The sequence below is a fragment of the Lactiplantibacillus daoliensis genome (assembly GCF_005405005.1).
GTDB lineage: Bacteria > Bacillota > Bacilli > Lactobacillales > Lactobacillaceae > Lactiplantibacillus > Lactiplantibacillus daoliensis.
Window position 1 is genome coordinate 102175 of record NZ_BJDH01000001.1, and the last position, 22743, is coordinate 124917.

Genomic DNA, 22743 nt, shown 5'->3' on the forward strand with positions numbered 1-22743 from the left:
AAACAACGGCATGCGGAATTCACTCGCATGCCGTTGTTTTGCATCATGACAATAAGGCTTCGTTTTCCTCATTCAATTGATCGCAATCAATGATCAACTGGCAAACTTCTTTGGCTGGGGCTAATTTCATCGAATACTTGCGTCCGAATTCAATCATGGTATGGTGGGCTCGATGTAACCCCTCGGCCGGTAATACACTAACAATCTTTTTCTCAACTTGTAACGGCGAAGCGTCCTTTTCAACAAAATGCAGCCGTTTGGAAATTGCAGAAACATGCGTATCAACGGCAAAGGTTGCTTGGTCAAAAACATCACTTAAAACCACATTGGCGGTTTTCCGGCCAGCACCAGGTAACGCCATAATGCCTTTGCGATCTGCTGGGACAACGTCATTTAAGTCTTCGTGAACAATTCGAGCAGTTTTGATAATGTTACGTGCCTTATTATGAAACAACCCTACACTTTTAATAATCTGCTCAACCGCTTCAACATCAGCAGTCATCAATGCTTTAGGATCTGGGTAACGGTCAAATAACTCAGGTGTCACTTTATTGACTGAAACATCTGTCGCTTGTGCGCTTAGAATAACCGATACCAAATATTGGAATGGGGTTCTTGAATCTAATGACGGCTCCACTGGTCCAATTTCAGCTTCCATTTGATGAATCGCCCACACAATCTGATCATCTTTTAACATTTTACGCCCACCTCTCATCGTACTGCTTGCACTTAATACTACTCGAATTTTGCTCAAATTCAACATGAGTCAAAAAAAGCGGGACAACCATTTGACTGGTCGTCCCGCTTAAGACGATTAGCAATTACTTGCTAGCATCTTGTTCTTGCATTTGTTTTTCAAGGTCGCTGATTGAGTAGACACCATCAGCCACGTTGCCAACTTCCTTCGGCTTGATATGACGATAATTAGGCATACCAGTTCCGGCAGGAATGATCTTACCAATGATGACATTTTCCTTAAGACCGATCAATGGATCGTTCTTACCACGAATAGCCGCATCAGTTAAGACCCGAGTTGTTTCCTGGAATGAAGCCGCTGATAAGAAACTATTAGTTTCCAAAGCAGCCTTGGTAATCCCAAGAATAACTGGCCGTGACGTTGCTGGAATTCCACCAGCAATCAACGTCTTGTAGTTTTCATCTTTGAAGTCAGCAATATCCATCAAAGTCCCAGGCAAGACATCAGTGTCACCTGGATCCATGATCCGGACCTTACGAAGCATCTGACGAATCATGATTTCAACGTGCTTATCACCAATTTCAACCCCTTGCATCCGATAAACCCGTTGGACTTCACGGAGCAAGTAGTTTTCAGTAGATAAGACATCGCGAACTTGAATTAATTGCTTTGGATCAATTGACCCAACGTTTAACGCAGCACCACGGTGAATAAAGTCGCCTTCACTAACCGCCATCCGTGCAGTTAACGGTAAAGTGTAAGTCCGAGTATCAGTTTCACCCTTAATCGTAACTTCCTTCGTCCGTTCCGCTGGATTTTCTTCAATTGATTGAACCGTCCCTGTTACTTCAGTGATTTCAGCACGACCTTTAGGATTACGTGATTCAACAATTTCTTGAACACGAGGCAACCCTTGGGTAATATCGTCTCCGGCAACACCACCAGTATGGAAAGTCCGCATGGTTAATTGGGTCCCGGGTTCACCGATTGATTGAGCAGCAACAGTCCCGACAGCTTCACCGACTTCAACTTCGTCACCGGTAGCCATGTTACGACCATAACAGTGTTCACAAACCCCATGTTTAGTGTTGCAAGTGAATGCTGAACGAATCGTGACTTCGGTAACGCCAGCGTCAACAATCTTTTGTGCCAAATCTTCATCAATCATAACGTTGTTACCAACGATTTCTTCATGTGTTTCAGGATCAAAGATCGTCTTCATCGTGTAACGACCAAGAATCCGGTCGTACAATGGTTCGATGACTTCGTTACCGTCCATGATAGCGCTGATCCGTAAACCACGATCAGTCCCACAATCCTTTTCACGCACAATGACATCTTGGGCAACATCGACAAGTCGACGAGTCAAGTAACCTGAGTTGGCAGTCTTCAAGGCCGTATCGGTCATCCCTTTACGAGCCCCATGGGTAGAAATAAACATTTCCAAGACAGAGAGACCTTCACGGAAGTTTGAAAGAATAGGTAATTCCATGATCTTCCCATTAGGGGCAGCCATCAAACCACGCATCCCAGCCAACTGAGTAAAGTTAGAAATGTTACCACGGGCACCAGAATCACTCATCATGAAGATAGGGTTATCTGGGCTGAAACTTTCAATCAGTTTTTGTTGAATTTGATCCTTGGCGTCGTTCCAAACACCAATGACCCGTTCATAACGTTCATCGTCGGTAATTAACCCACGACGGAACTGTTTTGAAATCGTATTAACTTGCTTATGGGCTTCGTCAATAATGGCTGGCTTTTCTTTCAAGTCAGTAATATCGGCAACCCCAACCGTCAAACCAGACTTAGTTGAAATGTTGTAACCTAAGTCTTTCATCCGGTCAAGCAAGAGTGACGTTGCCGTCACATGATATTGCTTATAAACTTCAGCGATAATATCAGCTAAGAAGCCCTTCTTAAATGGCATGATTAACTCTTGCCCATCTAAGAAGTCATGGATATTTTCGCCAGGCTTCAAGAAGTAACGATCAGGTGTACCATCAATCAAATTATCATTCGTTGGTTCGTTCAAGTATGGGAACTTGCCAGGTAAGATATTGTTGAAGATTGCTTTACCAACCGTAGTTACTAAGACTTCTTGTTTTTCTTCGTCCGTGAAAGGCTTGTCAGGCATTGATGAAACTTGAAGACCAATCCGACTATGCATGTGAACATAACCAGCTTGATAAGCTTTTTGAGCTTCATTCAAGTCTTTAAAGATCATTCCTTCGCCTTCACGACCAACTTCTTCAGTCGTCAAGTAGTAGTTACCGATAACCATATCTTGAGATGGCGTAACAACGGGTTTCCCGTCTTTAGGCGCCAAGATATGATGGGCAGCTAACATTAACAAACGTGCTTCAGCTTGGGCTTCATCTGACAAAGGCAAATGAATGGCCATTTGGTCACCATCAAAATCGGCATTGTAAGCTTCACAAGCCAATGGATGCAACCGCATTGCTTTACCACTAACCAAAACAGGTTCGAACGCTTGAATCCCTAAACGGTGAAGCGTAGGAGCCCGGTTTAATAACACGGGATGTTCTTTGATGACGTCTTCTAAGACGCCCCAAACATCATCATCAGCCCGTTCGATCTTCCGCTTAGCGTTCTTGATATTAGAAGCTAATTCGCGTTTAACCAATTCCTTCATGATGAATGGTTTGAAGAGTTCCAACGCCATTTGACGAGGTAACCCCATTTGGTTCATCTTCAAGAATGGGCCAACATCAATAACCGAACGACCAGAATAATCAACCCGCTTACCAAGTAAGTTTTGACGGAACCGACCTTGCTTCCCTTTCAACATGTGTGAAAGAGACTTCAATGGCCGGTTACCAGGACCAGCAACGGGACGGCCACGCCGACCGTTATCGATCAAGGCATCAACAGCCTCTTGAAGCATCCGTTTTTCGTTTTGAACGATAATGCCAGGAGCATTTAAGTCCAATAAACGTTTCAAACGGTTGTTACGGTTAATGACCCGACGGTACAAATCATTCAAGTCAGAAGTGGCAAAACGCCCACCTTCCAATTGAACCATTGGCCGTAAGTCCGGGGGAATGACCGGAATAGCATCCATGACCATCCAAGCCGGTTGGTTACCAGAAGTCACGAAGGCTTCAATGATATCCAAACGACGAACGGCACGTGTCCGTTTTTGACCAGATGCATCCTTCAAAGCTTCCTTCAAATCACGTGCTTCTTTTTCAAGATCCACGTTATTCAATAAGCGCTTGATGGCTTCAGCACCCATTTCAGCATCAAATTCATTGCCGTATTGGGCTTTCTTTTCACGGTATTCACGTTCTGAAAGCAATTGCTTCTTTTCAAGTGGTGTGTTACCAGGTTCGATAACAACGTATGAAGCGAAGTAAATGATTTCTTCAAGTGCCCGTGGGCTCATGTCTAAGACAAGGCCCATCCGGCTAGGAATACCCTTGAAATACCAGATATGTGTCACTGGTGCGGCGAGTTCGATATGCCCCATCCGTTCACGACGGACTTTACTACGAGTAACTTCGACACCACAACGGTCACAGACGATACCCTTATAACGGATCCGTTTGTATTTACCACACGCACATTCCCAATCCTTAGTAGGACCGAAGATACGTTCATCAAACAGACCGTCTTTCTCAGGTTTCAATGTCCGGTAGTTAATGGTTTCAGGCTTTTTAACTTCGCCGTATGACCAGCTACGAATCTTGTCTGGGGATGCCAGACCGATTTGCATGCTTTCAAACTTGTTGACATCGATCAAAGGACCGACCTCCCTTTTTATTGATTATCCTGGTGAGCGTTTGTTGTTTCAGTTGCAGCTGGTTTGTCAGTCTTAGCTGGCTTATCAGCGGCTTTTTGTTCATTTTCTTGCTGGATTTTGCTCAAGGCATCCACGTTAACGACATCGTCGTCATCGTCATCCATATCCCGCAATTCAATTTCTTTATCTTCAGCATCTAAGACCTTCATATCAAGTCCTAATGCTTGTAATTCCTTGACCAACACGCGGAATGATTCTGGCACGCCTGGCTTAGGAATTGGTTCGCCCTTAACAATGGCTTCATAGGTCTTAACACGACCAACCACGTCATCAGACTTGTAAGTCAAGATTTCTTGCAAGGTGTAAGCAGCCCCATAAGCTTCCAAGGCCCAAACTTCCATTTCACCGAAACGTTGGCCCCCAAATTGGGCTTTCCCACCAAGTGGTTGTTGCGTAACTAAAGAGTAAGGTCCGATTGAACGGGCATGAATCTTATCATCGACCATGTGGCTAAGCTTCATATAATGCATAACCCCAACGGCGATACGTTTGTCAAATGGTTCACCAGTCCGCCCATCATAGACGATTGACTTACCATCGGCATCGATTCCGGCTTCACGAACAGCCTTCCAAATATCAGAATCACGCGCCCCATCAAAGACAGGCGTAGCCATATGAATACCCAATTTACGAGCAGCCATACCTAAATGCAATTCCAAAACTTGTCCGATGTTCATACGTGAAGGCACACCCATTGGGCTCAACATAATATCAATTGGGGTCCCATCAGGCATGTACGGCATGTCTTCTTGAGGAACCACGATTGAAACAGTCCCTTTGTTACCATGTCGTCCGGCCATCTTGTCACCGACTTGAATCTTACGTTTTTGAGCAATGTAAACACGAACCATCATGTTCACACCAGGTGATAATTCGTCACCATTTTCACGGGTGAAGATCTTAACATCTTGGATAATCCCGCCACCACCATGTGGTACTCGGAGGGAGGTATCCCGAACTTCACGCGCTTTTTCACCGAAGATGGCATGTAACAAACGTTCTTCAGCTGATAATTCGGTGACCCCTTTAGGCGTCACTTTACCAACTAAGATGTCACCATCTTTAACTTCAGCACCAACGCGGATAATCCCATCTTCGTCAAGGTTACGCAAAGCATCTTCCCCAACGTTAGGAATTTCGCGAGTCATTTCTTCAGGTCCAAGTTTCGTATCACGTGCTTCTGATTCATATTCTTCAATATGAATTGACGTGTAAACATCTTCACGGACTAACCGTTCATTAATAATGATGGCATCTTCGAAGTTATAACCATTCCAAGTCATGAAGGCAACTAATGGGTTTTGCCCTAAAGCTAATTCCCCGCCTTCCATTGCTGGACCATCGGCTAAGACTTCGTCGTTATCAACGTGATCGCCAGTTTTGACGATTGGACGTTGGTTGTAGTTCTTACCACCGTTAGAACGACGGAATTTCATTAATTTGTAGGTATCTAAAGAACCATCATCACGCCGAACACGAATTTCGCGTGCATCAACATACTCAACAGTTCCTTCATGCCGGTTAATTAAAGCAATCCCAGAGTCATGCGCTGCTTTGTATTCAATCCCAGTCCCGATTAATGGGGCATGAGGATCAACCAAAGGAACGGCTTGTCGTTGCATGTTGGCACCCATTAAGGCCCGGTTAGAGTCATCGTTTTCCAAGAAAGGAATACATGCGGTGGCAACGGCAACAACTTGCTTAGGCGAAACGTCCATGTAATCGACGTCTTCGATGGAGATTTCCAAGTTTTCTTCCTTTTTACGGGCCAAAACGGTATCTTCAACGAAAGAACCATCATCATTCAATGGCGAGTTCGCTTGGGCAATGACAAATTGGTCTTCTTCATCAGCAGCTAAATAGTCAATCTTATCGGTAACTTTATGGGTCGTCCAATCGACACGACGATAAGGCGTTTCGATGAAGCCATAACGGTTAACCTTGGCATAAGAAGACAAACTGTTAATCAAACCAATGTTAGGACCTTCAGGAGTTTCAATTGGGCACATCCGACCATAGTGGGTATAATGCACGTCTCGAACTTCATAACCGGCCCGATCACGAGTCAAACCACCAGGTCCTAAGGCTGATAAACGACGCTTATGCGTCAATTCGCCTAATGGATTGGTTTGGTCCATGAATTGAGACAATTGTGAAGACCCAAAGAATTCTTTAATCGAAGCAACAACTGGTCGAATGTTGATCAATTGTTGTGGTGTTACCGTGGCAGCGTCTTGAATTGACATCCGTTCACGAACAACCCGTTCCATCCGAGATAACCCGATTCGGAATTGGTTTTGTAACAATTCACCTACGGAACGAATCCGTCGGTTACCCAAGTGATCAATATCATCGGTCGTCCCGATGCCTTCTTGCAAGTTGAAGAAGTAGTTAATGGAAGCAATGATATCTGCAGGTAAAATGTGTTTGAACTTAAGGTCAATGTTGCCATTGCCAATCACGTTAACAACCTTTTCAGGATCGTTTTGTGAGTAAACTTTCACTACCTGCAAAACCATTGGATTTGTGACAACTGCTTCGTCAGATGGCGTATAAGTAACTGTCTTGAAATCGTCACTTTCCAAATATGAGGATAATTTAGCCATGACATTCTTATCAATGACGTCACCCTTTTGCGCAATGACTTCACCAGTGTCAGGATCAGCTAAAGTTTCAGCTAAGGTTAAGCCCATCAAACGGGTCTTCATGCTTAACTTCTTGTTAACCTTGTAACGACCAACAGGTGCAAAGTCGTAACGTTTAGGATCAAAGAAGCGTGCAGTCAATAGACTCCGTGAACTATCTGCCGTCTTAGGTTCACCAGGACGTAGTCGTTCGTAGATGTCTTTTAATGATTCTTCAACACGGGAATCATCGGTGTTCTTATGAACATCCTTTTCCAAGGTGTTAATCAAACTGTCAGTTTCGCCTAACATATCGATGATATCGTCGTCTGAACCATAACCTAAAGCACGAACTAATTCCGTTAATGGAATCTTCCGGGTTCGGTCAATCCGGACGTAAGAAATGTTCTTTGCATCGGTTTCAAGTTCTAGCCAAGCCCCACGGTTAGGAATCACAGTGGTACCGTAGCTAGGACGACCATTTTTATCTAATTCTTCATTAAAGTAGACACCGGGTGAACGAACCAATTGTGAAACAATGACCCGTTCGGCACCATTAATAATAAAAGTCCCTTGTTCAGTCATTAATGGGAAATCGCCAAAGAATACATCTTGCGACTTGATTTCGCCAGTTTCATGGTTAGTCAGCCGTAAAGTCACATGCAGTGGTGCAGAATAGTTCGCATCATGTTCACGGGCTTCATCGACGGTGTACTTTGGTTCTAATAGTTGATAGTCGACAAATTCAAGTGAAAGTTTCCCTGCAAAATCGTCGATTGGCAAAATATCTTCAAACATTTCCCGGAGACCTTCATCCAAGAACCACTGATATGAATCAGATTGGATTTCGATCAAGTTAGGCAAATCAAGAACTTCCTTGATACGTGCATAACTTCTACGGGTACGGTGTTTACCGTATTTAACTAAATGTCCGGCCAAGTTGTTCACCCCTTCTTATTATTCCGTGACCCGGCCCATCAGCAAATATTACATTTGTGTTACAAATGCACTAAAAACCGAAATTTGGGCATAAAAAAACCAAAAATAGCCATTTAAGTTGGACTATTTTTGGGCTTATATTAACAAAACGCGCAGACAATAGATTGCGCTTTTGTTCAAGTTCACGGTTACAGACAAGTTATAATATACATCGAAACCGGTTGACTGTCAACCGAATGACTTGCCAAAACGTATTAATCGTTTATTTAGTTATCTCCGTGTGCGCTACACCGAATAAAATCATCTTAAGTAGTATTTGAACCTGTGTCCGCTCATCAGCAGCTGGATCGCCAATACGATGAAAACTATTGAACAGTGGGCTTAAACTCGTCAGGTAAAAGTTCGCAGCCATTGCCGGCGTGACACCCGCTTGGAGCTGCAGTTGTGGTTGTTCAAAAAACGCTTGCAATGGTTGCACGTAATCACTACGGAAAATTCCCGCCAACTGACCAATATGTTCGCGTGACAAATCTTTGAAGCTGGTATGAATCAATGTGAAAATGTCAGCTGGATGTTTGTGCGTGAGCAGTAAAGAGACATCCGTCAACTGTTCCAAAGGGTCCTGCCCCGTTTTGGATAAGATTTGATCTAAGCCGACTTTGATCTCACCACCAACGGTCGTAATTACTGCCAAAAAAATAACTTCTTTATCTTTAAAATGATGATACAAAGCTGGCTGAGTGATTCCAATCGCATTTGCAATGTCACGAGTGCTGGTCGCAGCGTAACCATGCTTTAGGAATAATTTTCGTGCGGCATCTAAAATTGCCTGATGCGTTTTAGCCAGTTGTTCCGCACGCGTTACCATTCAAATCCTCACCTTTCTCTTCTTACAACTAAGGTTCCGTTAGCTTATCTCAATCAAACGACTAAAGGTGAGCTGTTAACTGGTGTCCAAAAAAGCTAACCGATCTATCGTTCTTTCACTTATAATTTACACCATTTTTTTACTGATTACTACTAGCCTAGTTTAGTGTAACGAACAAAAAACGTTCAAGCAATGATTGCCTGAACGCTCCATTTCATTTATTTAGAAGAAACTGCTGAACGACCGTCTGACTTGGGTTGGCTTTTGACATTAATTGTAATCGTGCCTTTGCTTGCTCCAATCGTGACTTGATCGTTAACCTTGATCTCACCAGTTAAGAGTGATTCACTCAACCGGTCTTCAACTTCGGTCTGCAATGCCCGGCGAATTGGTCGTGCACCGTACTCAGGATCAAAACCAGCCTTCGCGACGACATCAATCGCTGCCGGCGTAATCTTGATCTTAATGCCCTGTTGGGCCACCCGATCAACAATTTCGGTTGCCATCAACTTCACGATTTCATGTAATTCATCCCGATTTAAGGAATGGAACACGATTGTTTCATCGATACGGTTCAAGAACTCAGGACGAAAGGCCTTCCGTAGTTCTTCATGAATCGTTGCTGAAACAGCTTTGTAATCATTAGCCTTATCCGTTGCACCGAACCCAACAGACTTTTCATCCCGCAAAGTCGTCGCACCTAAGTTAGACGTCATGATCAAAATCGTATTCCGAAAATCGACTTTACGTCCCTTAGAATCAGTCAAGTACCCGTCATCCAGCACTTGTAACAAAATGTTGAAGACATCTGGATGGGCCTTTTCAACTTCATCAAAGAGGACAACGGAATATGGTTTTTGACGAACCTTTTCCGTTAATTGCCCACCTTCATCGTAACCGACATAGCCTGGTGCTGATCCAATCAAACGGCTAGTCGAGTAATGTTCCATATATTCAGACATATCAATCCGAATCATGTTGTCTTCTGAACCAAACATTGCCTGTGCAAGTGCCTTAGCCAACTCAGTTTTCCCGACCCCAGTTGGGCCAAGGAACATGAAGGAACCGATTGGTCGGCTTGGATCTTTCAAACCGCTTCGCGCACGCCGAATGGCACGTGCGACCGCTGAAACAGCTTCTGGCTGACCAACGACCCGTTCATGCAGAATCTTTTCCAAATTAACCAGACGTTCACTTTCAGTCTTTTGCAACTGAGTCAGTGGCACTCCAGTCCATTCAGCAACGACTTGCGCAATATCTTCAGCGGTAACATCCAAAGCGTACTTTGGCTTGTCACTGGCTTCGTTGGCAGCTGCTTGGGCTGCCGCGATACTGTCCAAACGATCCTTGAGTTTCATCTCTTGCTTACGAATATCGGCCGCTTGCTCGAAATCTTGATCCTCAATGGCCGTTTCTTTTTGTTGGCGCAACTCAGCTAATTTATCTTGATTCTTTGACAATTTAGTTGGTTGATCCATCTGGTCAATACGGACCTTCGCTGAAGCTTCATCCATCAAATCAATCGCCTTATCTGGTAAGAAACGATCACTGATATACCGACTAGAAAGCTTAACGGCCTGTTCAACCGCTTCATCCGTAATATTGACGTGATGATGTTCTTCATAGCGTGGGCGTAGACCAGTCAAAATTTCGACCGCTTCATCCGGCGTTGGTTCATCGACCATTACAGTGGCAAAGCGCCGTTCAAGCGCCGCATCAGATTCAATATACTTTTGATATTCATTGAGCGTCGTGGCACCAATTGTTTGAAGTTCACCACGTGCTAACGCAGGCTTCAAAATGTTAGACGCATCAATCGCGCCTTCAGCACCACCGGCACCAATCAAGGTGTGTAATTCATCAATAAAGAGAATAACATGACCGTCGTTATAAATTTCATCGATTACTTTCTTCAAACGATCTTCGAATTCACCACGATATTTGGTCCCAGCAACTAAAGAACCCATGTCCAGCATCATTAGCCGTTTGTCAGCCATGTCACTAGGGACATCCCCAGCGACGATCTTTTGGGCTAAGCCCTCAGCAATCGCTGTTTTACCAACACCGGGTTCACCGATCAAGACGGGGTTATTCTTCGTCCGCCGTGACAAGATTTGAATCACCCGTTTGACTTCTTTCGAACGACCAACCACGGGATCCATCTGTTGTTCACTGGCTAACTGAGTCAAATCACGAGCCAGTGAGTCTAAAGTTGGCGTGCCTTCCGCCTTCTTCCCCCCACGGACTTGACTGTTGTTCTTCCGCTTGCCCATCGCATCACTGACACCGAGCTTGCGTAAGACCACTTTGCGGGTTTGACCTAAGTCTAGATTTAAGTTCATTAAAATACGCGAGGACAGGATACTTTCATCTGACAACATCGCTAATAACAAATGTTCAGTCCCAATTTTGTTGGCACCTAACCGTTTAGCTTCATCACCAGCAACTGATAAAATTTCCTTTGCTTTCGGTGAATAAGGCAAATAGGTATCCTTGCCAACATTGCTTAAGGTCCCGTAACCCGTGAAGCGTTCAATCTCTTCACGAATATCGTCCTCTGTGACCGCATATTGTTGCAAGACTTTATTAGCAATCCCATTTTTCTCGATTGCCAATGCTAATAATAAATGTTCCGTTCCCACTGCTTGATGTTTAAAATACTTAGCCTGCTCTTGCGCTAAAACTAAGACACTCTTGGCACTCGGGGTAAATAGGTTATCCATTGCGATTCCTCGCTTTCTTTAACTTTCATAACGCAGGTGGTTCAAGATTCCAATAATAATGCGCGCCCGTAGACTATTTTCCAAGTCATGATCATCCACGCCAAGCGTGTTACGATCTGTCGCGACTAAAATTAATTGGGCTTCCCTGCGATTTAACACATCATCTTCATAGAGACTTTGGACGACCGCGTAGGCATCCCGTTGCGTTATTGAATCCCCAATCACTTGAATCAGGGTGTCCAAAACGTCAGCATCATCCAGGAGGTTAACCTTCTCGATTCGAATGTAACCACCACCGCCACGTTTACTTTCAACCAAGTAACCATTTTGAATCGTGAAACGAGTCTTAATCACATAATTGATTTGAGAAGGGACCACGTTGAATAAGTCAGCAATTTCTGACCGCCGAATTTCAACATGCTCAGCGTCCGCCAAAATACTTTTTAAATATTTTTCGATGATATCGGAGATATTTTGACTTTGCATCTGCTTCACCCTTTACATTATCTTTGACTAATATTGACTTTCATTATACGAGGATAAAAACAAATTGCAAAGAATTTCACCTAAATGGCGGTGCAGATAGCCTCTCACGGTTGTTAAAGCATAGCACGCAGCGAACCTGCATTCAATTGATTGGACCGAAAATTGACCGGATAACTTAAAAATTTTTCAATAATTTCATCAGTGAACTATCATGACCAACTGATGAAATTCGGATCAGCGCAGAAGAGACTGATTCCAGTCCGAAAACGCTGATTGCCAGTCACACAATCGTTTTAAGCTAACTGCGCTTTAGCGATTAGCTTAACAAACTAACTGGTGACCCACTATTTCCTGAAACATCAGTGATAACCCCTTGCTACGACTCACTTTTTAAAACAGATTTACACAACATATACCTAAAGTTTACAAGATAACTCATGACTCTTTACACAAACACCGTATGCTGGCCGATGTTCCCAAAAATTAACGGAGGTAATTAAAACATATGGGCAAAATTAATCGTCAGTTATTAAGTCTTGGTGGTATCACCCTATTGACGCTAGGGTTAGCTGGGTGTGCTAGCAAGCCGTCTTCCGCAGCCAATACTAAAACCATCAACGTCGTTTTTTATCCGAATGAGTCCGCTAAGAGTTTTGCTGGTTCACGAACAGCCTTACAGAAAACGATTGAAAAGGCCACTGGTAAAAAAGTTAACCTGCAAACGACCACTGACTACAATGTGGCAATCCAAGCCATTGCTTCCGGTAAAGCGCAATTAGCTTATATGGGGGCCAATGGCTACATCCAAGCTAATCACATCAGTAAGCAAGTCAAGCCGTTTGCCACACTTTCAGATGCCAACGGTGGTCTCAAAAATGCCACGTATCATGCTTATTTGATGGTCCAAAAGAAAGACGCTGCCAAATACGTCCAAGACGGTCATTACAGTCTCAACCATATTAAAGGTGAGCGCATTTCGTACGTCTCCAACAGCTCAACTTCCGGCTTCCTCGTTCCACTCTCAGAGATCAGTCGTGAATTTAAGATCAAAAACACCGATAAACTGACACAGAGTGGTGGCTTTTTCAGTAAAGTGCTGTACGGCGGTTCTCACCAAGGTTCAGCGATCAACTTACTCAAGGGTGACGTTGACGTCGCTGCATTCGATGACGAGGATTTGACCCCCTATCTCGACGCAACGACTGGCACTTGGAACCAGGTGGGGACGACCTTTACCGTCAAGAATAACGCTGCGGCCCCCTTTACCAGCCTAAAGGGTCATCAAATCGTTGACATCGCCAAAATGACGGTACAACAAGGACCCTGGGTCTACAACGCTAAAACATTGAGTGCCAAGGACGAACAGAAGCTGGCAACGGTCTTTACCTCCAAGTCATTCGCGACCAATGCTAAAATTTTCTCTGCGCCAAACGCGAAAGTGCCAATGATGTTTCAGAAGGCTTCGGCAAAAACGAAATTGGTCAAAGTTACCGACAGCTGGTACAAGCCGACCCATGAGTTAGTGGGTTATTAAGCGCCCATTACAGAAAGGAGCTCGCCATGCTAAAAGTTATTGGTCTCGATAAATCCTATAATCGGCAAAAACAATCTTTAAAATCAGTGAGTTTTACGGCAAAGCCTGGTGAAGTCACCGCCATCATCGGCCCATCTGGCGCCGGAAAAACAACTATTCTGCGAAGTGTCAATCAGCTCATTCGCGACGATGCTGGTCAGATTCTCTTAGACGATACCGATATTCGGCAAGCAAAGCCCGCCGAGTTGCGTCAAATTCGCCACCACATTGGCATGATTTTTCAAAACTATAATTTAATCGGACCGCTGACAGCACTGGAAAACGTCCTGCATGGGCGCCTTGGTGCTAAATCGACGCTCGCTGGCATTCTCGGGCTGTACAGTACGGCCGAAAAAAATGAAGCCCTTGAGCTACTGAAAGCAGTTGGCCTCGGCGATTTTGCCTTACAACGCTGTGATCAACTTAGTGGTGGGCAACAGCAACGCGTCGGCATTGCACGCGCCCTGATGCAACATCCGAAGATGATCCTATGTGATGAACCGATTGCCTCGTTGGACCCCAAATCGACAAAACTAGTGATGGATATTTTGCGCGAATTGGCCCAGAGTAAACAGCTCATTATTCTCATCAACCTGCATCAGTTGGAAATTGCCCAAACTTACGCTGACCATATTGTTGGCATTAATCAAGGAACCATCGTCTATGAAGGTCCACAACGCGCACTCACCCCTGAAAAACTACAAGCAATCTATCGTCAAGCACCGACTAAAGAGGTGTCTGCGCATGCCTAATCAACTGACACCGCAACACTTTTTCCGCCGGCGCAGAATCCAATTGACGGTCATTCTCTTAATCCTGATTGGCATCTACTGGCTTTCGATGGCCCTGGTCAACTTTCAAACCATGACGGCCCTGACACAAGTCCCCGCTGGTTTGATCTGGTTGTTCAAAAACTTCATTCCAACTGAACGGTCGCTCTCCTATCTTAGCGCCATTAGCTTTCAACTATGGCGAACTTTGCTCATCGCGATTGCCTCGACCATCTGCGCCGGATTGTTTAGTCTCTTCTTTGCCATCTTAGGTGCTAAGCCCACCGCACCAGCTCCTTATTGGCATCTGGTAATTCGATTAGGCGCCTCATTGGTCCGTATCATTCCAGTCGTTGCTTGGTCCATGATCTTACTTTTTTCATTTAAACAGAGTGACTTCACAGGCTTTCTCGCCTTATTTTTCATGACGCTCGGCTATCTCACCCGTGCTTTTACCGAAACTATCGAAGATTTGGATCCTGACAAACTCAGCGCCTTACGAGCGGTTGGGGCAACTTATACGCAATGTGTCTTTTGTGGTGTTTTGCCGGAGGTCGCCACGACGTTAACCAGCTGGTTACTTTATATGATAGAAAATAATCTTAGAGACGCAACCTTAGTTGGTATTTTAACGGGGACGGGCATCGGTTTTCTTTTTAATTATTATTTCAAAAGTTTTCGTTATGACGCCGCTGGCTTAATCGTTCTATTGATTGCCATCCTGGTCATCACACTTGAACTCACCTCAACTAAAATTAGGAAGGCCATCGCATGAAGTCTGAAATACCCTCACAAGCACGAGTACCTACCAAGCTCTCGCTCACGACGCGCCCACGACGTGTGTTACGTCTTGTACTGGCAGGCTTAACCGTTGTGACTATCTATACCTTGGTCACCTTGAATACTAGCGGCCTGAAAGTCAATGACGCCATCAGTAGTTTAGGAAGCAACTTGACCCTCATGTTTCTCCACCCAAGCGTTGGACAAGACACTTGGCCACTGCTCTTACGGGCCCTTGCTACCAGCGTATCGCTCGGCCTGCTCACCACTATTCTCGGCGCGGTTTTTGCGTTCTTTATTGCTATGGGCGCGGCGCGTAACTTAGCCCCTAACTGGCTGGCAACCGGCATCAAAGCGGTCATGGCCTTTATTCGTGCCATTCCAACCATCTTATGGGTGCTGATCTACTCTGTCGTCATGGGATTAGGCGCCAGTGCCGCGGTCGTTGGCCTAACCTTTCATAGCATCGCCTATTTAGTCAAAGCTTACTCTGAAAGTATTGAAGCCACCCCCACCGAAACCATTGAAGCCTTAAAAGCCAGTGGGGTGCGTTTTTTACCGATCGTTTTTCAAGCGATTCTGCCGTCAATTATCCCGGCTTTGCTCAGTTGGACCTTCATTCGGTTTGAAATCAACTTTGCCAACGCCGTGGCGGTTGGGGCAGCAGCGGGCGCTAATGATATTGGCTATTACTTATTTATGGCCAGTGGCTTTTACTTCAATTTTCACGAAGTCGGTCTAATCGTTTATTTACTCTTAGGTGTCGCAATCATCTTGGAAGTCATTTCCATGAAATTGCGCGGTCATTATTTGAAACAGAACTAAAAGCAGCAAAAACGTTACAACTGTCCTAATACCAGTAACCGTTACGTCTACGTTCCGTCAGTCAAAATCGATGTGCCGTGGGGAATGGTGCCAGCCAAAGTACGGTCTGGCACCTCAATTCAAAGCCGATAAAACACGTCTTTGAATTGCCCCGTAAAATTAGTCGGCTAAAAACGCCGACTAATTTTACCAACACTACACACCAGTTTTGACTGACTCCGCTGAGCGTGAATAATGTTTTCATTAAAAAAGAACCACTGATTAGCTGGAAGTTAGCGCTGATACTTCGCCCGCATGTGATCAGCACCAACTGGAAGCGACGAGTTTTCATGGCCTAATTATTGAGGTAGTGGCACAAGTCGTGATTTTCAACTTGCAACCTTCAGAAACAGAACTAAAACACTCACCACGGACGGTACGAGTGCAAAAAAAATAAAATGAGGTCTTTTACAATGAGTATTCAAGCAGTAATTTTTGACTGGGCCGGGACAACGATTGACTACGGTAGCCAGGCGCCAATCTTTGCCTTTCAACAAGCCTTTAAAACCGCCGGTATCGACTTAACCGTGGCAGAGATCCGCCGTGATATGGGGCTTGATAAAGCCCAACACATTCGCAAAATCATGGCATTGCCAGACGTTCAAACAACCTGGCAACAGCTTTACCACCGGCTGCCTACCGCCACGGACCGTGACCAGATTTATCATGATTTCAAGCAGCGGCTTCTAACTGAACTGCCTAATTTTGCGCAACTCAAGCCAGGCATGGCCGCTGTCATCACCTATTTAACTGACAATCAACTACCTTATGGCACCACGTCGGGCTACGACGCCGACATGCTCAAGATCGTCCTCCCCGTGGCCGCCGAACAAGGCTACCAGCCACGCGTCAATGTCACCTCGGAACAAACGAACGGTGTCGGGCGACCAGCCGCAGCAATGCTAGCACACGCCTGCGATTTACTTGGCATCACTGACCGACAAGCGGTACTAAAAGTTGGTGATTCGATCAATGACATTCTTGAGGCCAAAAATGCTGGTTGCCTCAGTGTCGGAATGGTTGACGGGAGTAATTTGATGGGCTTAACGGAAGCCGAATTTGCAGCACTGACACCTGTCGAGCAAGCTAACGCACGCCAAATGGTCAGTGATCAGTACCACGGTGTTCAGGCTGACTTTATTTTGACGTCAATGGCTGAACTGCCGGCTTTAATTACGACATTAAATCGCGAAGGAGAAAAATTATGAAACAACCTTATCTATTGCTGACTCCCGGTCCACTGAGTACCACGGCAACGGTGAAAGCCGCTATGCAGATTGATTATTGTACTTGGGATCAAGACTACCGTAATATCACCGAGAGCGTGCGGTCACAACTATTGGCCGTTGCACAGGCCAGTCCTGAGCGCTATACCAGTATCCTAATCCAGGGAAGTGGCAGCTATGGCGTTGAAGCCACGATTGGAACCGCAATTCCACCTGAAGGCGCCTTACTGATGATTGCCATCAATGGTGCCTATGGCCAGCGAATCAGCGATATCGCCGCCTACTATCAAATTCCACACATCGATATTTGTTTTGATGAAGATCAAGCGGTTGACCCGGCGCGTATTGCTCAGGCACTTGATGCCCATCCAGAAGTCACCCATTTCGCTATGATCCACAGTGAAACCACCACCGGGATCTTGAATCCAATTGACCAAATTATGCCACTACTCAAAGCCCGACATATCATCAGTATCATTGATGCCATGTCGAGTTTGGGCGGTGTGCCACTGAGCGTTGACCAACTGGGCTGTGATTATCTGATTAGTAGCGCCAACAAGTGTATCCAAGGTGTCCCAGGCTTTGCTTTTGTTATTGCCAATCGACAACAGCTCGCTCAAACCGCTGGTAATGCCCGCTCACTGTGTCTTGATCTGTACGACCAGTGGCAAACGATGACCAAGTTTCCGGGGAAATGGCGCTTCACCTCACCGACTCACGTTGTCCACGCTTTTTCACAGGCGCTCAAAGAACTAGCCCTAGAAGGCGGCGTGACTAAGCGCTATCAACGCTATCGGGAAAATCAAGAAGTCCTAAGTACCGGGATGCAACAGCTCGGTTTTACGCTAGTGATTCAACCAGCGGTACAAGGACCAATTATCACGTCATTTAAGTACCCCACGCCAACCTTCGACTTTCCTCACTTTTATCAATTTTTGAAAGCACATGGTTTCGTGATTTATCCCGGAAAAGTCACGACTACGCCTAGTTTTCGGATTGGTTCTATCGGCGATGTCACGCCATCAGATATTAAACAGTTGCTCACCGTTATCGCGACCTATCAACACCAGGCCAGTTCACATTAAAAAAGGCGACAAAAAAATCCAGCCAAATTGACTGGATTTTTTGTGGTTTAGTCGTAATCGGGAAAACAGGATTTGAACCTGCGACCCCTACGTCCCGAACGTAGTGCTCTACCAAGCTGAGCTACTTCCCGTTAAAAAGTTTAAATAAAAAGCCCTAGTTACAATAACTAAGACTGTTGGGAATCGATCGGGAAGACAGGATTCGAACCTGCGACCCCCTGGTCCCAAACCAGGTGCTCTACCAAGCTGAGCTACTTCCCGATACTAAATGCACCCAGTAGGAGTCGAACCTACAACCTTCTGATTCGTAGTCAGACACTCTATCCAATTGCGCTATGGGTGCATATTTAAAATGCCGAGGACCGGGATCGAACCGGTACGGTTATCACTAACCGCAGGATTTTAAGTCCTGTGCGTCTGCCAATTCCGCCACCCCGGCAAATTAAAAGCGGAAGACGAGATTCGAACTCGCGACCCCCACCATGGCAAGGTGATGTTCTACCACTGAACTACTTCCGCATAAAAACTATTAAATTGATGGAAAATGCCGACTAGAGGATTCGAACCTCCGACCTCCTCATTACTAGTGAGATGCTCTGCCAACTGAGCTAAGTCGGCATGTGCGGGTGAAGGGACTCGAACCCCCACGTCGTAAGACACTAGAACCTAAATCTAGCGCGTCTGCCAGTTCCGCCACACCCGCATGATTAAACTAATCATGCCTTGTTGTCGAATCAGACAATGCTTACTGATAAGCCGTGACAACTATTTAACTTTACCATCATGTTGAATAGCTGTCAACATGTTTTTAAATCTTTTTGGATAAATATACTTTTGAAACGCATATTTTTCCGACAAGAAATATTATAGCACTGCACGCAAAATTAGCAAACCCCTAAATGAAATCTTTTTGACTCAAAAACGCGATTGACTCGCAGAATGCTGTTATTTCGCTGTTTTAGAAACTAAATTAATTTTAACATCGGGATTAATACGGCCCAATCGCCTGGCTTTTTGAGTTTAAACCAGTCATTTACTCACAAAAATACTCAAAGCAGCTTGCCATTTTGAGTAAAAGTTATCAAAACTTTTGCAAGAATACCCTGAATATATTCAATCAAGTTAGTTTTTTAGATAATCTGGTCACGATTCAGTTCATGAACGCGACCTACTAACAACGTAAACAAAAAGAACCACCAATAATGGCGATTCTCTTTTAACAACCTATCCTAGTTTTTCGTAATCTTAGTCTTACCGTGCATGTAAGGCACCAAAACATCAGGAATCGTAATCGACCCATCGGCATTTTGATAGTTTTCCATGATGGCGGCAACTGTCCGACCAACAGCTAAGCCACTCCCATTTAATGTGTGCACAAATTGAAGCTTGCCATCGTCATCGCGATATTGGATATGCGCGCGCCGGGCTTGGAAATCAGTACAGTTTGAACAACTTGAGATTTCACGATACTTGTTTTGTTCTGGGAACCAAACTTCCAAATCATGAGTCATCGCGGCCGTGAAACTCATGTCGCCAGAGGTTAATGTAATGACATGATATGGCAGTCCAAGCTTCTTCAATAATGATTCAGCATTATTGGTTAATTTTTCAAGTTCATCCCATGAATCTTCAGGCTTAGTGAATTTAACCATTTCAACCTTGTTGAATTGATGTAAACGAATCAAGCCTTTGGTATCACGACCGGCACTCCCCGCTTCTTCACGGAACGCTGGCGTTAAAGCGGTAAAGTAAACTGGCAATTTTTCGGCTGGAATCACTTCATCACGGTAATAGTTGACCAATGGCACTTCAGCAGTTGGAATCAAGCTCAAATCTTGCGTCGTAATCCGGAACGCATCATCCTTAAACTTAGGAAATTGACCGGTCCCATACATGGATTCGTCGGTCACCATATAAGGTGGCAACACTTCGGTATAGCCCTCTGCTTCATGCTGATCCAAGAAGAAATTATAAACGGCTCGTTCAAGTTTGGCGCCATCACCCATGTAGTACAAGAAACGGCTGCCGGAAACCTTGGCCCCACGCTCGAAATCTAAAATACCAAGGCTTTCACCGAGTTCCCAGTGTGCTTTAGGTTCAAAATCGAATTTACGGGGCGTACCGATACGACGTAGTTCAACCGAATCGTCTTCATTTAGGCTAACTGGTACGTCTGGATGTGGCACATTTGGTAAATGAGCAGCCATATCTTGCACTTCAACTTCGGCTTTACGACGATCTTCATCCAAGGTTTTAATTTCAGCACTAACTTTTTGCATTTCTGCAATTTGGGCACTGGCATCTTCCTTGTTACGTTTTAATTGTGAAATTTCACCGGAAACTTGATTCCGAGTCGATTTCAACTGTTCACTCTTGGCAATAAAGTCACGCCGATCAGCATCCGCTTTGATCAAAGCATCGATTTGTTCCGCTGGCACACCACGGTGCCCTAATTGTTCTTTAAAGAAATCTGGTTTTTGACGAATTTGTTTGACATCTAACATCTAAAAAATCCTCCTTAAAATTTGCAATCAAAAAAGCAGTCTCTACGCCCAAATTGGGACGAAGAAACTGCGATTCGCGGTACCACCCAAGTTCAGGATTACTAAGAATCCCACCCTCAAACGGATAACGGCTCTGCCGTGCAGTATTACCTGCCCACTTTGTCGCGTCGGAGTTTCGACATCCGGTTCACACCACCCACCGGTTCTCTGATTGTCTACTTAAAACGCGCCGTGTTTAATATTCTGCTATTACTATAAGGCAACTAGGCTAAACTAGCAACCTTATCATCAATTAATTTAATAACTTGTTGACGTGCGGCTGGATCGGCCACAAAGTCAAGTTGATCACCATCGATTTGCATCTTAGGACTGCGATCATAGTCAGCATACCATTGTGTGTAACGATCATTCAAGGTTTCATAATACTTATACAGATCTGGGTCTTGGTCAATTTGTTCATATGAGCGTCCCCGCTTTTGAATCCGTTTTAACATCGTATCAAACGAAATATTAATATGGATTAATAAATCAGGACTCTTTTGGTGTTCAGCTTCTGGCAATTCTTGCATCATATTTTTTAATAAGGAATCATAAATATCCACTTCCGTACTTGTTGCTCGGCCCAAGTCACCATTTAAATGGAATAACAAGGAATCTTCAAAAATCGAGCGATCCAAGACGTCAAGGTCATTGGAAAATGCGGATTTAATACTATCAAGTCGCTTATTTAAAAAATAAATTTGTAGCAAAAAAGCATATTTTTTAGGATCCTTATAGAATAATGGCAAAATGGGATTGTCATCGACCGATTCATAAAACGCTTTTGAACCGAAGTGATCGGCAACTAATTGCGTCAAACTGGTCTTACCAGCACCAATTGTTCCTGACATTACAAGCATGGGGTTCTCTCCTTTATTCATGACCAATATTTCATCTGTTTATTAAAGCAACACTACATATTGTACGCACACCCTTGCTAAAATGCAATATCTGGTTACAAGATTACTTTGCCGCTTTTTCGCGTGATTTTAATAATGAGATGTATTGTTCCAACGTTAAGTTGTGTTTAGTCATAAAGGCCGCACTCTTTTTGCCGACGTAACGAAAATACCAGGACTCATAGGTAATTCCGGTTGAAGCTTCGCCAGCTTTGGTAAATCGCAAGACGAAGCCGTAATCAGGTGCATGAGTAATTAACCATTTCTGACCGTCCGTCTGATCGGATTTTGAAAGTAACTGATTATCATTGTCGTTATACCATTTCGTGTTCATAATATCCGCGGCCAAACCCGTCTGGTGTTCACTCGCTCGTGGCATTGCCACAAATTCTTTAGTCAGTTTCAACGCCTGCTTCTCACTTTTACCCTCATTTTCATAAGTCTGAATTGATTCCAAACCGTTTCTTGATCTGCAACTGACCGATACCCTGAAACCAATGTCGCTGGATAACCGGCTACTTTCGCTCCTTTCAAGAAGGCCGTTAGTGGTTTTAATGCTGAGGTTCGAATCGTCTGATTATCAAGAGTCGATTTGCTAAAGGTCAGCTCATTATGCTTATGCCACTTATTGACCACGATTAAATCAGCATCCGTAGCAGTCACCCCTTTAGGTAACTCACTGATTAACTTTTCACGCTTGGTTTGTCCTCGGCTAATCTGCACACTGTGCGTGATTGCACTGCTCATTGAACTGAGCTCAGTGCAACCCGTCAATAATCCTGCCAGTGTTAACAGTGCCAGGCTCATTATCATTCTCTTTTTCAACTATGCTCGCTGCCT

16 protein-coding genes and 7 tRNA genes are annotated in these 22743 nt (G+C 44.6%); 6 read left to right on the forward strand and 17 right to left on the reverse strand.

What is annotated here, in order from left to right; translation table 11 throughout:
- Positions 1–43 precede the first annotated feature (43 nt).
- The 6 genes from FFM64_RS00540 to FFM64_RS00565 form a co-directional block, all read right to left on the reverse strand.
- The gene (locus FFM64_RS00540) at positions 44–697 is read right to left on the reverse strand and encodes an endonuclease III domain-containing protein (RefSeq protein ID WP_137606058.1); all 654 of its coding nucleotides are present in this window, start codon (positions 695–697) and stop codon (positions 44–46) included.
- 124 nt (positions 698–821) lie between these two features.
- Entirely contained in the window at positions 822–4463 is a 3642-nt protein-coding gene (gene rpoC, locus FFM64_RS00545) for a DNA-directed RNA polymerase subunit beta' (protein ID WP_137606059.1), read from the reverse strand.
- Between the two features lie 17 nt (positions 4464–4480).
- Complete coding sequence (gene rpoB, locus FFM64_RS00550; RefSeq protein ID WP_171000243.1) at positions 4481–8095, reverse strand: DNA-directed RNA polymerase subunit beta; 3615 nt, start codon at positions 8093–8095, stop codon at positions 4481–4483.
- A 253-nt stretch (positions 8096–8348) separates the two neighbouring features.
- A complete protein-coding gene (locus FFM64_RS00555; RefSeq protein ID WP_137606061.1) occupies positions 8349–8954 on the reverse strand; it encodes a TetR/AcrR family transcriptional regulator in 606 nt (201 codons plus the stop codon).
- A 218-nt stretch (positions 8955–9172) separates the two neighbouring features.
- Positions 9173–11677: an ATP-dependent Clp protease ATP-binding subunit gene (locus FFM64_RS00560; RefSeq protein ID WP_137606062.1), complete on the reverse strand. Its 2505-nt coding sequence runs from the start codon at positions 11675–11677 to the stop codon at positions 9173–9175.
- Positions 11678–11695: 18 nt separating this feature from the next.
- On the reverse strand, positions 11696–12163 hold the full coding sequence (locus FFM64_RS00565) for a CtsR family transcriptional regulator (protein WP_137606063.1): 468 nt from the start codon (positions 12161–12163) through the stop codon (positions 11696–11698).
- 505 nt (positions 12164–12668) lie between these two features.
- On the opposite strand from FFM64_RS00565, the gene FFM64_RS00570 reads away from it, so the two are divergent.
- From FFM64_RS00570 to phnW, 6 genes are all read left to right on the forward strand, one after another.
- On the forward strand, positions 12669–13697 hold the full coding sequence (locus FFM64_RS00570; protein WP_137606064.1) for a phosphate/phosphite/phosphonate ABC transporter substrate-binding protein: 1029 nt from the start codon (positions 12669–12671) through the stop codon (positions 13695–13697).
- A 26-nt stretch (positions 13698–13723) separates the two neighbouring features.
- Entirely contained in the window at positions 13724–14488 is a 765-nt protein-coding gene (phnC, locus tag FFM64_RS00575) for a phosphonate ABC transporter ATP-binding protein (protein WP_137606065.1), read from the forward strand.
- The gene (gene phnE, locus FFM64_RS00580; protein WP_171000244.1) at positions 14481–15281 is read left to right on the forward strand and encodes a phosphonate ABC transporter, permease protein PhnE; all 801 of its coding nucleotides are present in this window, start codon (positions 14481–14483) and stop codon (positions 15279–15281) included. The genes phnC and phnE overlap by 8 nt, the downstream gene beginning before the upstream one ends.
- On the forward strand, positions 15278–16111 hold the full coding sequence (locus FFM64_RS00585; RefSeq protein WP_137606066.1) for a PhnE/PtxC family ABC transporter permease: 834 nt from the start codon (positions 15278–15280) through the stop codon (positions 16109–16111). Before phnE ends, FFM64_RS00585 begins: the two co-directional genes overlap by 4 nt.
- A gap of 452 nt (positions 16112–16563) precedes the next feature.
- A complete protein-coding gene (gene phnX / locus FFM64_RS00590) occupies positions 16564–17358 on the forward strand; it encodes a phosphonoacetaldehyde hydrolase (RefSeq protein WP_137606067.1) in 795 nt (264 codons plus the stop codon).
- Positions 17355–18461 carry a 2-aminoethylphosphonate--pyruvate transaminase gene (phnW, locus tag FFM64_RS00595; RefSeq protein ID WP_137606068.1) on the forward strand — a complete coding sequence of 369 codons (1107 nt, stop codon included), beginning with the start codon at positions 17355–17357 and terminating at the stop codon, positions 18459–18461. The genes phnX and phnW overlap by 4 nt, the downstream gene beginning before the upstream one ends.
- 57 nt (positions 18462–18518) lie before the next feature.
- Here phnW and FFM64_RS00600 read toward each other — a convergent pair.
- The 11 genes from FFM64_RS00600 to FFM64_RS12430 form a co-directional block, all read right to left on the reverse strand.
- Positions 18519–18592 (reverse strand) — tRNA-Pro (locus FFM64_RS00600).
- 56 nt (positions 18593–18648) lie between these two features.
- Positions 18649–18722 (reverse strand) — tRNA-Pro (locus FFM64_RS00605).
- Between the two features lie 8 nt (positions 18723–18730).
- Positions 18731–18804, reverse strand: a tRNA-Arg gene (locus tag FFM64_RS00610).
- Positions 18805–18814: 10 nt separating this feature from the next.
- A tRNA-Leu gene (locus tag FFM64_RS00615) sits at positions 18815–18900 on the reverse strand.
- 8 nt (positions 18901–18908) lie between these two features.
- Positions 18909–18980 (reverse strand) — tRNA-Gly (locus FFM64_RS00620).
- 26 nt (positions 18981–19006) lie between these two features.
- Positions 19007–19079, reverse strand: a tRNA-Thr gene (locus FFM64_RS00625).
- Between the two features lie 3 nt (positions 19080–19082).
- Positions 19083–19164 (reverse strand) — tRNA-Leu (locus tag FFM64_RS00630).
- A gap of 526 nt (positions 19165–19690) precedes the next feature.
- Positions 19691–20965, reverse strand: a complete 1275-nt coding sequence (serS, locus tag FFM64_RS00635) for a serine--tRNA ligase (protein WP_137606069.1) — start codon at positions 20963–20965, stop codon at positions 19691–19693.
- A gap of 263 nt (positions 20966–21228) precedes the next feature.
- Positions 21229–21864, reverse strand: coding sequence for a deoxynucleoside kinase (locus FFM64_RS00640; protein WP_137606070.1), 636 nt, complete (start codon positions 21862–21864; stop codon positions 21229–21231).
- A gap of 103 nt (positions 21865–21967) precedes the next feature.
- The gene (locus FFM64_RS12425; protein ID WP_263388952.1) at positions 21968–22309 is read right to left on the reverse strand and encodes a M15 family metallopeptidase; all 342 of its coding nucleotides are present in this window, start codon (positions 22307–22309) and stop codon (positions 21968–21970) included.
- Positions 22306–22650: a M15 family metallopeptidase domain-containing protein gene (locus FFM64_RS12430; RefSeq protein ID WP_263388954.1), complete on the reverse strand. Its 345-nt coding sequence runs from the start codon at positions 22648–22650 to the stop codon at positions 22306–22308. Before FFM64_RS12430 ends, FFM64_RS12425 begins: the two co-directional genes overlap by 4 nt.
- Positions 22651–22743: the final 93 nt, after the last annotated feature.